Annotated in this window: 13 protein-coding genes and 1 pseudogene; 3 read left to right on the forward strand and 11 right to left on the reverse strand. The window is 68.0% G+C overall.

The window, feature by feature from the left end; translation table 11 throughout:
- Window positions 1-5 precede the first annotated feature (5 nt).
- Entirely contained in the window at window positions 6-575 is a 570-nt protein-coding gene (locus AB0876_RS12645) for a B-4DMT family transporter (RefSeq protein WP_491839003.1), read from the forward strand.
- 56 nt (window positions 576-631) lie between these two features.
- Here the strand turns inward: AB0876_RS12645 and aroB are convergent, their stop codons facing one another.
- The 10 genes and pseudogenes from aroB to AB0876_RS12695 all read right to left on the reverse strand — a co-directional run bounded on the left by aroB (window position 632) and on the right by AB0876_RS12695 (window position 10,322).
- Entirely contained in the window at window positions 632-1,711 is a 1,080-nt protein-coding gene (aroB, locus tag AB0876_RS12650; protein WP_491839002.1) for a 3-dehydroquinate synthase, read from the reverse strand.
- 217 nt (window positions 1,712-1,928) lie between these two features.
- Window positions 1,929-2,435, reverse strand: a pseudogene (locus AB0876_RS12655) (shikimate kinase); the annotation flags it as partial.
- On the reverse strand, window positions 2,435-3,634 hold the full coding sequence (gene aroC, locus AB0876_RS12660) for a chorismate synthase (protein WP_491839354.1): 1,200 nt from the start codon (window positions 3,632-3,634) through the stop codon (window positions 2,435-2,437). The gene aroC and the pseudogene AB0876_RS12655, both read right to left, overlap by 1 nt.
- 61 nt (window positions 3,635-3,695) lie before the next feature.
- Window positions 3,696-4,058 (reverse strand): hypothetical protein, encoded by a 363-nt coding sequence (locus tag AB0876_RS12665; RefSeq protein WP_491839000.1) that lies wholly within the window; start codon window positions 4,056-4,058, stop codon window positions 3,696-3,698.
- 81 nt (window positions 4,059-4,139) lie between these two features.
- Complete coding sequence (locus tag AB0876_RS12670) at window positions 4,140-4,565, reverse strand: prepilin peptidase (protein WP_491838999.1); 426 nt, start codon at window positions 4,563-4,565, stop codon at window positions 4,140-4,142.
- 9 nt (window positions 4,566-4,574) lie between these two features.
- Window positions 4,575-5,384 carry a shikimate dehydrogenase gene (locus tag AB0876_RS12675; RefSeq protein ID WP_491838998.1) on the reverse strand — a complete coding sequence of 270 codons (810 nt, stop codon included), beginning with the start codon at window positions 5,382-5,384 and terminating at the stop codon, window positions 4,575-4,577.
- Window positions 5,374-6,618, reverse strand: a complete 1,245-nt coding sequence (locus tag AB0876_RS12680) for an endolytic transglycosylase MltG (protein ID WP_526042128.1) — start codon at window positions 6,616-6,618, stop codon at window positions 5,374-5,376. Before AB0876_RS12680 ends, AB0876_RS12675 begins: the two co-directional genes overlap by 11 nt.
- The gene (gene ruvX, locus AB0876_RS12685) at window positions 6,611-7,129 is read right to left on the reverse strand and encodes a Holliday junction resolvase RuvX (protein WP_491838996.1); all 519 of its coding nucleotides are present in this window, start codon (window positions 7,127-7,129) and stop codon (window positions 6,611-6,613) included. Before ruvX ends, AB0876_RS12680 begins: the two co-directional genes overlap by 8 nt.
- Window positions 7,130-7,133: 4 nt before the next feature.
- On the reverse strand, window positions 7,134-9,824 hold the full coding sequence (gene alaS / locus AB0876_RS12690) for an alanine--tRNA ligase (RefSeq protein ID WP_526042129.1): 2,691 nt from the start codon (window positions 9,822-9,824) through the stop codon (window positions 7,134-7,136).
- Between the two features lie 108 nt (window positions 9,825-9,932).
- Window positions 9,933-10,322, reverse strand: coding sequence for a secondary thiamine-phosphate synthase enzyme YjbQ (locus AB0876_RS12695; RefSeq protein ID WP_526042342.1), 390 nt, complete (start codon window positions 10,320-10,322; stop codon window positions 9,933-9,935).
- A gap of 127 nt (window positions 10,323-10,449) precedes the next feature.
- Between AB0876_RS12695 and AB0876_RS12700 the strand changes: the two genes are divergently transcribed.
- Window positions 10,450-11,070 (forward strand): antibiotic biosynthesis monooxygenase, encoded by a 621-nt coding sequence (locus tag AB0876_RS12700; protein WP_491838993.1) that lies wholly within the window; start codon window positions 10,450-10,452, stop codon window positions 11,068-11,070.
- Between the two features lie 89 nt (window positions 11,071-11,159).
- Complete coding sequence (locus AB0876_RS12705) at window positions 11,160-11,468, forward strand: GlsB/YeaQ/YmgE family stress response membrane protein (RefSeq protein WP_491838992.1); 309 nt, start codon at window positions 11,160-11,162, stop codon at window positions 11,466-11,468.
- A gap of 71 nt (window positions 11,469-11,539) precedes the next feature.
- Here the strand turns inward: AB0876_RS12705 and AB0876_RS12710 are convergent, their stop codons facing one another.
- Window positions 11,540-12,871, reverse strand: a complete 1,332-nt coding sequence (locus AB0876_RS12710; protein ID WP_491838991.1) for a replication-associated recombination protein A — start codon at window positions 12,869-12,871, stop codon at window positions 11,540-11,542.
- Between the last annotated feature and the right edge of the window lie 25 nt (window positions 12,872-12,896).

Genomic DNA, 12,896 nt, shown 5'->3' on the forward strand with positions numbered 1-12,896 from the left:
CCCCCATGAGCAAGTGGTTACTGCGCGGAGTGGTGTTCGCAACAGCGATGGTCATCGTGCGCTTACTGCAAGGAGCACTGATCAACGCCTCGCCGGGTAATGCCACCTGGTGGAGCCTCGCGCTGGTCACGGTGTTCGGAATCGGAGTGCTGATCTGGGGCCTTCTCGACGGCCAGAGTGATGCCCGCGCCAATCCGGATCCGGACCGTCGCGCCGACATGGCGATGACCTGGCTGATCGCCGGCCTGTTCGCCGGCGTCGTCAGCGGCGCCGTGGCGTGGTTCATCGGGCTCTTCTACAAGAGCCTCTACACCGACGCGCTGCTCAACGAGGTGACCACGTTCGCAGCGTTCACCGCCCTGCTGACGTTCCTGCTCGGCGTGGCAGGTGTGACGGTGGGCCGCTGGCTGGTTGACCGCAAGGCGCCGCCGCAGCCCCGCCAGCGTCACCACGGTCTGGCCGCAGACGACCGCGCGGACACCGATGTGTTCGCCGCCGTGAGCGCCAACGGCGCCGCCGAGAGCACCGACGACACCACCCAGGCCATCGAGTACCCCGAGCAGCCCAAGCAGTAGCCGGTCCGCTGCCCGCAAGGGCAGAACGAGAATTCAGTCGCGAGTGGCGCGGGCGATCAGGCCCGCGCCACTTCTGCGTATGCGGCCGCCAACAGTGACGGATCCGGGCCTTCCAGCCGGCCCGGCTTGGCCAGCCCGTCGAGCACGACGAACCGCAGCACTCCCGAGCGGTTCTTCTTGTCGCCCGCCATGTAGTCCATCAGCTGGGGCAGGGCGTCGCCGTCGTAGCTGACGGGCAACCCGAGTGCGGTCAGCACCGAGCGGTGCCGCTCGGCGGTCTTGTCGTCGAGACGGCCGGCCAACCGGCCCAATTCGGCCGCGAACACCAAACCCACCGACACGGCGGCACCGTGACGCCACTTGTACCGCTCACGACGCTCGATGGCGTGTGCAAGGGTGTGGCCGTAGTTGAGGATCTCGCGCAACTGCGATTCGCGTTCGTCCGCAGCAACCACCTCGGCCTTGACCGTGATGGCCCGACGGATCAGTTCGGGCAGGACGGTGCCGGCTGGATCCAGCGCTGCTTCCGGATCGGCCTCGATCAGATCGAGGATCACCGGGTCGGCGATGAAACCGGCCTTCACGATCTCTGCCATTCCGGCGATGATCTCGTTGCGCGGCAAGGTTTCCAGCGTCGCGAGGTCCACCAGGACCGCCGCCGGCTGGTGGAACGCGCCGACGAGGTTCTTGCCGGCGTCGGTGTTGATCCCGGTCTTGCCGCCCACCGCCGCGTCGACCATGCCGAGCAGCGTGGTGGGCACGTGCACGATGTCGACACCGCGCAGCCAGGTGGCCGCAGCAAAGCCCGCGACGTCAGTGGCCGCTCCCCCGCCGAGGCTGACGACGGCGTCCTTACGACCAATACCGATGCGCCCCAGCACTTCCCAGATGTAGCCTACGACCGGCAGCTCCTTGCCCGCCTCGGCATCCGGAATCTCGATGCGGTGCGCATCAATTCCCTTGTCTGCCAAGTGTTGCCGGACAGCTTCGGCGGTCTGGGTCAACACCGGCTGATGCAGGATCGCCACCTTGTGACGGCCCTCGAGCGTGTTTCCCAACTCGCCGAGCAGACCGGTTCCGATGATGACCGGGTAGGGCCGGTCCACCAGTACCTCGACGATTACCGGGTCAGTCATCATGTCGCTCCGCGTTGCGAGCGGCCAGGGCCGCGGGGGTGGGTATGGCTGCAGATTCAGTATTGGAAGAAGTGGCCGGAGGCTTGCCGCCGGTGGCCTCGGAACCGGACGAGGACTGTGCGGATGCCGCACCACGCCGCCACGGCGGACGACGCCTGCGCCGCTTCGCGGTCCGTGCCGAGGGCTGGGACTGCTTCTCGGGCTGTTTCTGGACCGGCGGGTTTTCCAGGCGCGTGACGATGGTGCGCACCACCGCCCCTGGGTTGCGCCGGTTGGTGTTGATCCGCATGGTCGCGACCCGACGGTAGAGCGGCACCCGCTCGGACATCAGGGCGCGGTACTTCTCGGCCCGGTCGGGGCCGGCCAGCAGCGGGCGGACGGTGGAACCACCGGTTCGACGTACCCCCTCCGCGGCGCTGATCTCCAGGTACACGACGGTGTGCCCGGCCAGGGCCGCTCGCACTCCCGAGGTGGTCACCGCGCCGCCGCCCAGGGACAGCACACCATCGTGGGTGGCCAGCGCCGAGCGGATGACCTCTTCCTCGATCCGGCGGAACTCTGCCTCGCCGTCGGTGGCGAAGATGTCGGCGATGGTGCGGCCGGTGGTCTCCTCGATTGCGGCGTCGGTGTCGAGCATCGTGAGGTTCAGCGCCTTGGCCAGCCGGCGGCCGATGGTCGACTTGCCCGAACCTGGCAGGCCGATCAGTACCGCCTTCGGGGCCATCAGCCCAGGGCCTGCGCCGCCGGCTCGCGCTCGGCGACGGCCCGCAGGTAGGCGTCGATGTTGGCGCGGGTCTCGGTCAACGAGTCCCCACCGAACTTCTCCAGCACGGCGCGGGCCACCACAAGCGCGACCATCGTCTCCACCACCACACCGGCGGCCGGCACCGCGCACACGTCGGAACGCTGGTGAATGGCGACGGCCTCTTCACCGGTGGCCATGTCGACGGTGGCCAGTGCCCGCGGGACGGTCGAGATCGGCTTCATCGCTGCGCGTACCCGCAGCGCCTGGCCGTTGGTCATGCCGCCTTCCAGGCCTCCGGCCCGGTTGGTCGAGCGCAAGACCCCGTCGGGGCCGGGGTACATCTCGTCGTGGGCGACGCTGCCTCGCCGGCGCGCAGTCTCGAAGCCGTCGCCGATCTCGACGCCCTTGATCGCCTGGATGCCCATGACTGCGGCGGCCAGTTGACTGTCGAGTCGGTTGTCACCACTGGTGAACGAGCCCAACCCGATCGGCAGACCCGAAACGACGACCTCGACGACGCCGCCGAGGGTGTCGCCGTCCTTCTTGGCGTCCTCGATCTCGGCGATCATCGCGGCCTCGGCGTCCTTGTCGAAGGCTCTGACCGGGCTGTCGTCGATCGCGTCCAGGTCGGAGAACTGCGGCGGCGGTCCGTCGTAGGGCTGTGACGCGCCGATCGAGATGACGTGCGAGACGACTTCCACGCCGAGCGCGGCCCGCAGGAACGCGCGAGCGACGGTGCCTGCCGCCACGCGCGCCGCGGTCTCGCGGGCGCTGGCGCGCTCCAGCACGGGGCGGGCATCCTCGAAGCCGTACTTGAGCATGCCTGCGTAGTCGGCATGGCCCGGTCGCGGACGGGTCAGCGGGGCATTGCGCGCCACGTCGAGTTCAGCGGGATCGACCGGGTCCGGAGACATCACGGTCTCCCATTTGGGCCATTCGGTGTTGCCGATCTCGATGGCGATCGGCCCGCCCAGGGTGGTGCCGTGACGCACCCCGGCCAGCATGGTGACCTGATCCTGTTCGAACTTCATCCGGGCGCCCCGGCCATAGCCGAGGCGACGGCGCTTGAGCTGCGCCCCGATCTCCTCGGAGGTGATGGGCACGCCGGCAACCATCCCTTCGAGCATGGCCACCAGGGCGCGGCCGTGGGATTCACCAGCTGTGGTCCATCGCAACACGGCTGTCATTCTCCCACGTCGGGGTTTGCCTGCTGAAATCCGTGGTCACTCGTGACGCGACCTACCGCTGTTGCGGCTGCTGTGATCCGTTTTGGTGCTGGCCGTACTGGTGCCACCACTGCGCGTAGGCCTGCGCCTGTTCGACTTCCTTGCGCAGCGTGGACCGCGCACCTGCGTTGCTCAGCAACGACAGCCAGTTCATGAAGAGGATCGACAGGAAGCTCCACCAACCCAGGACGAGATTGTGCCGCTGGGCGCTGGTCAACGCGGCCTCGCACCGTTCGGCGGTTCCGGTCACCACACGGGTCTGGTTGAACCACAAGACCAGCAGACCGGTGTGCCGAGTCGTCTCCACTCGGAACACCGGAACCGCGGGCGGCGGCGGATACTGCGGCGCGGCCTGCTGCCAGTGTGGTTGTGACATGCGACCCCCCGGGACGACTGATTACCGGTGATGAGCGTAACTACGGATTTCGCCGGTCATTCGCACCAATTCGGCCGCCGGCTACGCCAGCACCAGGGCGACCGCGACGGCACTCGCCGTGCACATCGACGGTCCGTGCGGCACGGTCCGTTTACCGCGTACGGCCGCACCGAGGGCCAGGACCGAGGTGAGCAGAGGTGCAGCCAGCGCGGCGAGCAGCCACACATCGATACCGAACGCACCGGTCAGCGCGCCCAGTCCGATCGCGAGTTTGACGTCTCCCCCGCCCAGCGACCGGGGCGTCACCAAATGCGCGACCAGGTACAGCACAGACAACGCCAACGCCCCGGTCAGCGCGGCACCACCGCGCCCGGCCGCTGCCGCCACAATCAGGATCAGCACCGCGCCCGGCAGCGTCAGCCAGTTCGGCAGCCGGCGTTCGGCAATGTCGTAGCCACTGAGCGCCAGCAGCCAGGAACCCGCGATGACGGTTACCCCCACCCCCATCCACCGAGGCTAAGGCGCCGACAATGCGTCTCTCATCACCTCTTTGGGAGCGGGCATCCCGGTGAACTGTTCCACCTGGGCGAAGGCCTGGTTCAGCAGCATCTGCAGCCCGTTGATCGCCTCGCCACCCGCGGCGGCGACGGCCTTGGCCAGTGGCGTCGGCCACGGATCGTAGATCGCATCGAGTAGGCGCGGCACCCGAGCCAGCGTGTCCGCGTAGACCGCGGCCGCGTCGGCCGGGATGGTGCTGACTGCCGAGTCCGCGCCGGCCACTGCATCGGTCAGAGCCGCACTGCCAATGTCGCACCAACTGCTGTGCGCCCCACAGCGACCGGCCAGATCCACCAGCCTCGAGGCCTTGGTCTCGTCGCGCGCCACGATGGTGATCTGCTGCACGCCGAGTTCGGCCAGGGCGACCACTGCGGCCGGGGCAGTGCCACCGGAGCCGATGACCAACGCCGAATCGCCGGCCGTGCCGAGCGCTCCGGTGACCCCGTCGACATCGGTGTTGTCGGCGCGCCAGCCACCGGTCGGCGTCCGGACCAGGGTGTTGGCCGATCCCACCAGCTGGGCGCGGTCGGTGCGTTGATCGGCGAATTCCAGGGCGGCGAACTTGCCGGGCATGGTGACCGACAGCCCGACCCATTCCGGGCCGAGCGCGCCGACGAGGCCCGGCAGTTGTTCGGCGGTGCACTCGACGCGCTCGTAGGACCACGACGACAACCCCAGCGCCCGGTAGGCGGCCAGGTGCAGCTGCGGCGAGCGCGAATGGGTGATCGGCGAGCCGAGTACTGCAGCTTTCCGGGCGCTACCTGGCACTGTCGAGGACACCGTTGTGCTGCGCCTGTTCGATGTTGGCCAGGTGCTCGTCGTAGTCACGGGTGAAGAGCGTCGTGCCCTGCAGGTCGATGGTCACGAAGTACAACCAGTCCCCTGCCGCCGGATGCTCGGCCGCGGCCAGGGCGTCAGTGCCCGGCGAACAGATCGGGGTCTGCGGAAGCCCTTGACTCATATAGGTATTCCACGGTGTGGTCTTGGCCCGGTCGTCATCGGTGGTCGCCACTTCCTGGCGGTCCAGCGGGTAGTTCACGGTCGAGTCGAACTCCAGCTTGCGGTGTTCGGCCAGCCGGTTGTAGATCACCCGGGCAACCTTGTCGAAGTCCTGCGGCTTGGCTTCGCGTTGCACCAGGGATCCGACGGTGAGGATCTGATACGGCGACATCTGCATCGCCGCAGCGGTGTCGAGCAGTCCGCTCTGGGTGTAGACCGTCGCGCTGCCGCCGATCAGGGTGGAGAGGATGTCCTGCGGCGTCCCCGCGGGGTCGACATTCCAGGTGCCGGGTGCGATCAGCCCCTCCAGCCGCCGGTGATCGTTGGGCATCGCCGCGACCGGAGCCACCGCCCATTCGGGTACCGCCAAGGCGGCCGCCGGTGCCGATTGCGCAGCTGCCCGAAGCTCATCGACCGGCACACACCGCTTCTCGCCGTCGAGTTCGACGCAGGAGGCCTGGGAGATCAGAGTAAAAATGCCTTCGGTGACGGCCTTGGTCTTGACATCGGCGGTGTCGTCGAGCTGGCGCCCCTCCGGGATGGTCAGTTTGCCCACCCGGCTCTCCGGATCGGCCAGGCGTTCAACGGCATTGGCCGCCGGGATCTCGGTGCGCAGCTTGTAGAAGCCGGGTTGAATGGCGGAGATCGCCTCATTCTTGTGGGCTGCCTCGACGAACGCCTTGACCGTGGCGACCACTTTCTTGTCCTGCAGGGTCTTGGCGATGGCTGTCGTGGAATCGCCGTCGTGGACCTGGATGACGACATCGGCGACACCGTCGCCCGCATAGTCGCCGGAGCTGCCGGACATGCCGTGCCACAGCTTGGACCCCAGGAACACCGCACCGATCACCACCATGATGAGCACGGCGAGTGAGAAGCCTCTGGTGGTGCGTCGCTTCCGGTCCTTGCGGGCTTTGCGGGCCCGCTCGGCCTTGCTCAGCCCGCGGCGCGGTGGTCCGACCACCTCGGGCTTGGCCTTGTCGGCACCCCACTTCTCAGCCATCCATGCCCTCTCCGCGCGCAGCCAGAGCCGCACGCCGCTGATCCAGCCAGGTCTGCAGAATGCCAACCGCAGCGGCCTGGTCGATCATCGCTTTCTGTCCCTTTGCCCGAACCCCCGCTTCGCGCAACGACCGTTGCGCCGACACAGTAGTGAGCCGCTCGTCAGCCAACCGCACCGGTATCGGAGCGATCCGGCGAGCCAGCAGATCCGCGAGTTCGATGGCGTCGACGGCTGAACTGCCGGCCCGGTCGGCGAGCGTGCGCGGCAGCCCGACGACGACCTCGACGGCCTCGTACTCGCCGATCAGCGCCACCAGTCTGCGCAGATGCTTGCCCGACCGGTCCCGCTTGTCCCGCTGAACGGTCTCGACCGGGGTCGCCAGTATCCCGTCGGGATCGCAACTGGCCACACCGATCCGCACGGTGCCGACGTCGACGCCGATGCGCCGGCCACGTCCGGGGTCATCGTCCCCTGGGCGGTCCGGTAGCCGGTCGTCGACCGTGTCGGACACGACGCTAGCCCCGGCCGATCTCGGCGCGCAGCGCGGCCAATGCCGCGTCGATACCCGCCGCCCCCTTACCGGAACCTTGTGCCATGTCCGCCTTGCCGCCCCCGCGGCCGTTGACCGCAGCGCCGAACTGCTTCACGAGTTCGTTGGCGCGCAGGCCGAGATCCTGAGCAGCCGGGTTGACCGCCACCACGAACGGCACCGCGTCGTCCTCGCCCTCGGCGATCAGCGCAACCACGCCCGGGTCCGAGCCGAGCTTGCCCTTGATGTCACCGACCAGGCTGCGCAGGTCACCGGCCGACATGCCGCCGGCCATGCGTTGTGCCACCACCCGGACCTTGCCGATGGTCTCGGCGCCCGCGGCGGCATTGGCCGCCGCGGCCCTGGCGTTGGCCAACCGGGCCTTGTCGAGTTCCTTCTCGGCGGCCTTGAGACGTTCCACCAGGTTCGCGACGCGGGCCGGCACCTCGTCGGAGGGCACCTTGAGCGACGAGGCCAGTCCGGCCATCAGGGCGCGTTCCTTGGCCAGGTGGCGGAAGGACTCCAGCCCGACGTACGCCTCGACCCGGCGTACACCCGAGCCGACCGACGATTCACCGAGGATGGTCACCGGTCCGATCTGGGCCGAGTTGTGTACGTGCGTACCACCGCAGAGTTCCAGCGAGAACGGACCGCCGATCTCGACCACCCGGACCTGGTCCGGGTAGTTCTCGCCGAACATCGCCATCGCGCCCATCGCCTTGGCCTTGTCGAGCGCGGTGACGAAGGTATTCACCTGGAAGTCGGCCTCGACGGCCTCGTTCGTGACTTCCTCGATCTGCGACCGCTGATCGTCGGTGAGCGCACCCTGCCAGTTGAAGTCGAACCGCAGGTAGCCGGGCCGGTTCAGCGAACCGGCCTGAACGGCGGTGGGGCCCAACACCTGTCGCAGCGCCGCGTGCACCATGTGAGTGCCGGAGTGTCCCTGCGTGGCACCGCGACGCCACTTCGGATCAACTGCGGCGGTGACGGTGTCACCCTCGACGAACTCTCCGGACTCCACGTTGATCCGGTGCGCCCACAGGGTTTTGGCGATCTTCTGCACGTCCGTGACGGCGGCCTTCGCAGCGCCCGAGGCGCCCGTGCCGGTGATCGCACCCTCGTCGGCGATCTGGCCGCCGGCCTCGGCATAGAACGGGGTGCGGTCCAGGATGAGTTCGACGCGCTCGGCGTCGACGTCCTCGTGCGTCACCACCGGCACCCGCTTGCCGTCCACGAAGATGCCGAGAATTCGTGCCTCGGTGGACAATTCGTCGAATCCGGTGAACTCGGTGGGCCCGGTGTCGACCAGCTCGCGGTAGGCGGAGAGATCGGTGTGGGCCTGTTTGCGCGCGGCGGCGTCGGCCTTGGCGCGCAGACGCTGCTCGGCCATCAACGACCGGAAGCCCTGCTCGTCGACGGACAGGCCTGCCTCGGCGGCCATCTCGAGGGTGAGGTCGATCGGGAAGCCGTAGGTGTCGTGCAAGGTGAATGCGTCGGTGCCGGAGAGCACCGACGCTCCCGACTTCTTGGTCGCCGCGGCGGCGTCGTCGAACAGTCGCGAGCCCGCGGCCAGGGTGCGGTTGAACGCCGTCTCCTCTGCCACCGCGATGCGGTTGATCCGCTCGAAGTCGGTGACCAGTTCCGGGTAGGACGGGCCCATCTCGTCGCGCACGGTCGTCATGAGCCGGCTCATGATCGGCTCCTCGACGCCGAGCAGCTTGGCGGCACGGATGATGCGGCGTAGCAACCTTCGCAGCACGTAGCCACGACCCTCGTTGCCGGGGCTGACACCGTCGCCGATGATGATTGCCGCGGTGCGGCTGTGATCACCGATGATGCGGTACCGGACGTCGTCCTCGTGACTGCCCGCGCCGTAACCGCGCGGGGCGATCCCGGCGACCAGATCGATCACCGGACGCACCAGGTCCGTCTCGTAGACGTTGTCCACGCCCTGCAACAGGCAGGCGATGCGCTCGACGCCCATACCGGTGTCGATGTTCTTGCGCGGCAGCGGCCCGAGGATCTCGAAGTCGTCCTTCGAGGTGCCCTCGCCGCGCTCGTTCTGCATGAACACGAGATTCCAGATCTCGATGTAGCGGTCCTCGTTGGCCTCCGGCCCGCCCTCGATGCCGTATTCGGGCCCGCGGTCGTAGTAGATCTCCGAACACGGTCCGCACGGCCCCGGGATGCCCATCGACCAGTAGTTGTCGGCCATGCCGCGGCGCTGGATGCGCTCGAGCGGCAGCCCGGCGACTTCCTGCCACAGTTGGATCGCCTCGTCGTCGTCCAGATAGACCGTTGCCCACAGCTTTTCCGGGTCGAACCCGTAGCCGCCCTCGCTGACCGGGTTGGTCAGCAGGGTCCAGGCCAGCTCGATGGCGCCCTTCTTGAAGTAGTCGCCGAACGAGAAGTTGCCGGCCATCTGGAAGAACGTGTTGTGCCGGGTGGTGATGCCCACCTCGTCGATGTCCGGGGTCCGGATGCACTTCTGCACGCTGGTGGCGCGGTCCCACGGCGGGGTGCGGGCACCGAGGAAGTAGGGCACGAACTGCACCATGCCGGCGTTGACGAACAGCAGGTTGGGGTCGTCGAGGATCACCGAGGCACTGGGCACCTCCGTGTGGCCTGCCTTCACGAAATGATCGAGGAAGCGCTTCCTGATCTCGTGTGTCTGCACGTTGCTCGTGTCCTCGTGTTCGTGGGTGGCTGGGGTTGCGCAGGCAACTACCAGTTAGACCGCTTTACATTACCGTTCTGCGCGTTCACCCCGAAAAGGCGACGAACGTCACGCCCCCAGGAAGCTCAGCCGCACCTGGCGTTGCGGGTTGTCGCGGTTCAGATCGACCAGCACCACGCTCTGCCAGGTTCCCAGCAGCGGGCGGCCTGCCTGGACCGGCAGCGTCACCGACGGTGACACCAGCGCAGGCAGGACATGATCTGCGCCGTGGCCGAACGAGCCGTGGCTGTGCCGGTAGCGGTCATCGCGCGGCAACAACCGTTCCAGGGTATCCAGCAGGTCGTCATCCGAGCCGGCACCTGTCTCGATGACGGCCACCCCCGCGGTTGCGTGCGGCACGAACACATTGCACAGGCCGTCACGGTGCGCACCGCAGAACTGCCGTACCGCGTCGGTGAGGTCGACGATGCGACGCCGCGAGGTGTCCACGTCGATCACGTCGGTGTCCATCTGCCCAGCCTACGAGGCAACCGCCGGCCCATTGCCACCTGCGACGCAGCGGAGGATGGTGGTAGTGGAACCGGTGGCGCCACCGGGGCGCCGCCCTGGCAGGAAGGGGTGGATCGTGTTCGCACGTTCAACCACGATCGCGGCGCGCACCAAGGCGATCGACGCCGGCATCACCCATATCCGCGACGAGGTGATGCCGGCCCTCGACGATGTCGACGGCTGCGTCGGCCTGTCCCTGATGGTGGACCGGGAATCAGGCCAGTGTGTCCTCACGACGGCGTGGCGGTCCGAAGAGGCCATGCATGCCAGCGCCGCCGCGGTAGCGCCGATGCGCCATCGGGTGGTGGAGACGTTCGCCGGCACCGCCACGGTCGACGAATGGGAGATTGCGGTGGTTCACCGCGAGCAGTACTCCGGGCCGGGCGCCTGTGTGCGGGCGACATGGCTGCGAACCCGCCCCGAACTGTTCGACCGGGCGGTGGACTTCTACCGGAGCTCGGTGTTGCCTGCGATGGAAGACCTCGAGGGCTTCTGCAGCGCCAGTCTCATGCTTGACCGCGGCTCGGGCCGGGCAGTGTCCTCGGCCACCTTCGACAGTGCCGACGCGATGGACCACAACCGCGATCAGGCCAGGGCGTTGCGCACGGCCCGGCTGCGCGACCTCAGCGCCGATCAGATCGATGTCGGCGAGTTCGAACTCGTGCTGGCTCACCTTCGGGTACCCGAGATGGCCTGACCGAGAACGCGTCCAGAATTGACGGCACCGTTTGGGCGGTGATCACCCGGGGTATCTCCCCTCCAGCCCAACACAGCTCTGGAGGAGAAATGACCATCACCGGCATCATCAGCGCGATCTTGATCGGCATTGTCGTCGGCCTGATCGGCCGGCTGATCGTCCCCGGCAGACAACCCATCGGCATTCTGCTGACGATCCTGGTCGGCATCGTGTCGGCGTTCATCGGCAGCGCCATCGCCCGTGCACTCGGCATCCCGACGATGACCAACGGCATCGACTGGCTCGAATTGCTCGTCCAGGTCATCGTGGCCACCATCGGCGTGGCACTGGTATCCGCGTTCGTGGGACGCAGAAGGACCGGCATCCTGGGAACGCGACGGTCCGGCCTGCTGCGCTGACCGTCCAGCCCGCACCACGGTCCCGGTTGAATGTTCAACCGGGACCGTGGTTTTCGGTTGCCCCAGCGGTGTCAGCGTCTGCGGCGGATGATGGCCCGCAGCCTGTCCACCCGGGTGACCAGCTCGCGTTCGAAACCACGCCCGGTCGGCTGGTAATAGTCCGTCCCCACCAGCTCGTCGGGTGGATACTGTTGCGGCACAACACCGTCGGGATGATCGTGGGCGTATTTGTAGCCCACGGCGTTGCCGAGTTTCTGCGCCCCCGAGTAGTGGCCGTCCCGCAGATGCGGGGGCACCAACCCGGCCTTGCCGGCCCGGATGTCGTTCATCGCCGCCCCGAGCGCCGTGGTGACGGCGTTGGACTTGGGCGCGGTGGCCAGGTGCACCGTGGCATGCGCCAGCGTCAGCTGCGCCTCGGGCATGCCGATCAGTTGCACGGTCTGGGCCGCGGCGACGGCGGTCTGCAAGGCGGTCGGGTCGGCCATCCCGATGTCCTCGCTGGCGAGGATCATCAGCCGGCGTGCCACGAAGCGTGGATCCTCCCCCGCCACCAGCATCCGGGCCAGGTAGTGCAACGCCGCGTCGACGTCGGATCCGCGCACCGATTTGATGAAGGCACTGACGACGTCGTAGTGCTGATCCCCGTCGCGGTCGTACCGCACCGCAGCCTTGTCCAACGACTGCTCGATGGTCTCGACGGTCACCCGCTCCCCCGGCTCGGCGGCCACTTCCAGCGCGGTCAGCGCGCGCCGCGCATCACCGGCGGAGAGCTGCACCATGAGGTCGACTGCCTCATCGGTGACCTCGACCGCACCATTCAGACCCCGCGGGTCGGTGATCGCGCGGCGCAGCACGATCTCGACATCCTGCGGGGTCAGCGGTTGCAACTGCAGGATCAGTGACCGCGACAACAGTGGCGCCACCACCGAGAACGACGGGTTCTCCGTGGTGGCCGCCACCAACAGCACGACCCGGTTCTCCACGGCCGCCAGCAGCGCGTCCTGCTGGGTCTTGGAGAAGCGGTGCACCTCGTCGATGAACAGCACGGTCTGTTCGCCGTGGACGGCCGCGCGCCGGGCAACGTCGATCACGGCGCGGACCTCTTTGACCCCGGCGCTGAGCGCCGAGAGTGCCTCGAACCGGCGGCCGGTGGCCTGCGAGATCAGCGAGGCCAGGGTGGTCTTGCCGGTGCCCGGCGGGCCGTAGAGGATGACCGACGCCGCGCCCGACCCCTCCACCAGCCGGCGCAATGGCGATCCGGCCTGCAACAGGTGCGATTGGCCGACGACCTCGTCGAGGCCGGCCGGGCGCATCCGCACCGCAAGCGGAGCCGAGGCAGGGGCCGGCACACCCGGGCCCGCGGGTGCGGGCTCACCGGGCACGTCGAACAAACTGTCGGACACGCCTTCTGCTTACCACGCCGACGCG

It is taken from the genome of Mycobacterium sp. NPDC049093, assembly GCF_040704635.1.
Classification (GTDB): domain Bacteria; phylum Actinomycetota; class Actinomycetes; order Mycobacteriales; family Mycobacteriaceae; genus Mycobacterium.

Excerpts from the sequence above, each read along its gene's own strand:
- AB0876_RS12645 (WP_491839003.1), top strand. The coding sequence starts at position 6 with ATGAGCAAGTGGTTACTGCGCGGAGTGGTGTTCGCAACAGCGATGGTC.
- aroB (WP_491839002.1), bottom strand. The coding sequence starts at position 1,711 with ATGACTGACCCGGTAATCGTCGAGGTACTGGTGGACCGGCCCTACCCG.
- AB0876_RS12665 (WP_491839000.1), bottom strand. The coding sequence starts at position 4,058 with ATGTCACAACCACACTGGCAGCAGGCCGCGCCGCAGTATCCGCCGCCG.
- AB0876_RS12670 (WP_491838999.1), bottom strand. The coding sequence starts at position 4,565 with ATGGGGGTGGGGGTAACCGTCATCGCGGGTTCCTGGCTGCTGGCGCTC.
- AB0876_RS12680 (WP_526042128.1), bottom strand. The coding sequence starts at position 6,618 with ATGGCTGAGAAGTGGGGTGCCGACAAGGCCAAGCCCGAGGTGGTCGGA.
- AB0876_RS12705 (WP_491838992.1), top strand. The coding sequence starts at position 11,160 with ATGACCATCACCGGCATCATCAGCGCGATCTTGATCGGCATTGTCGTC.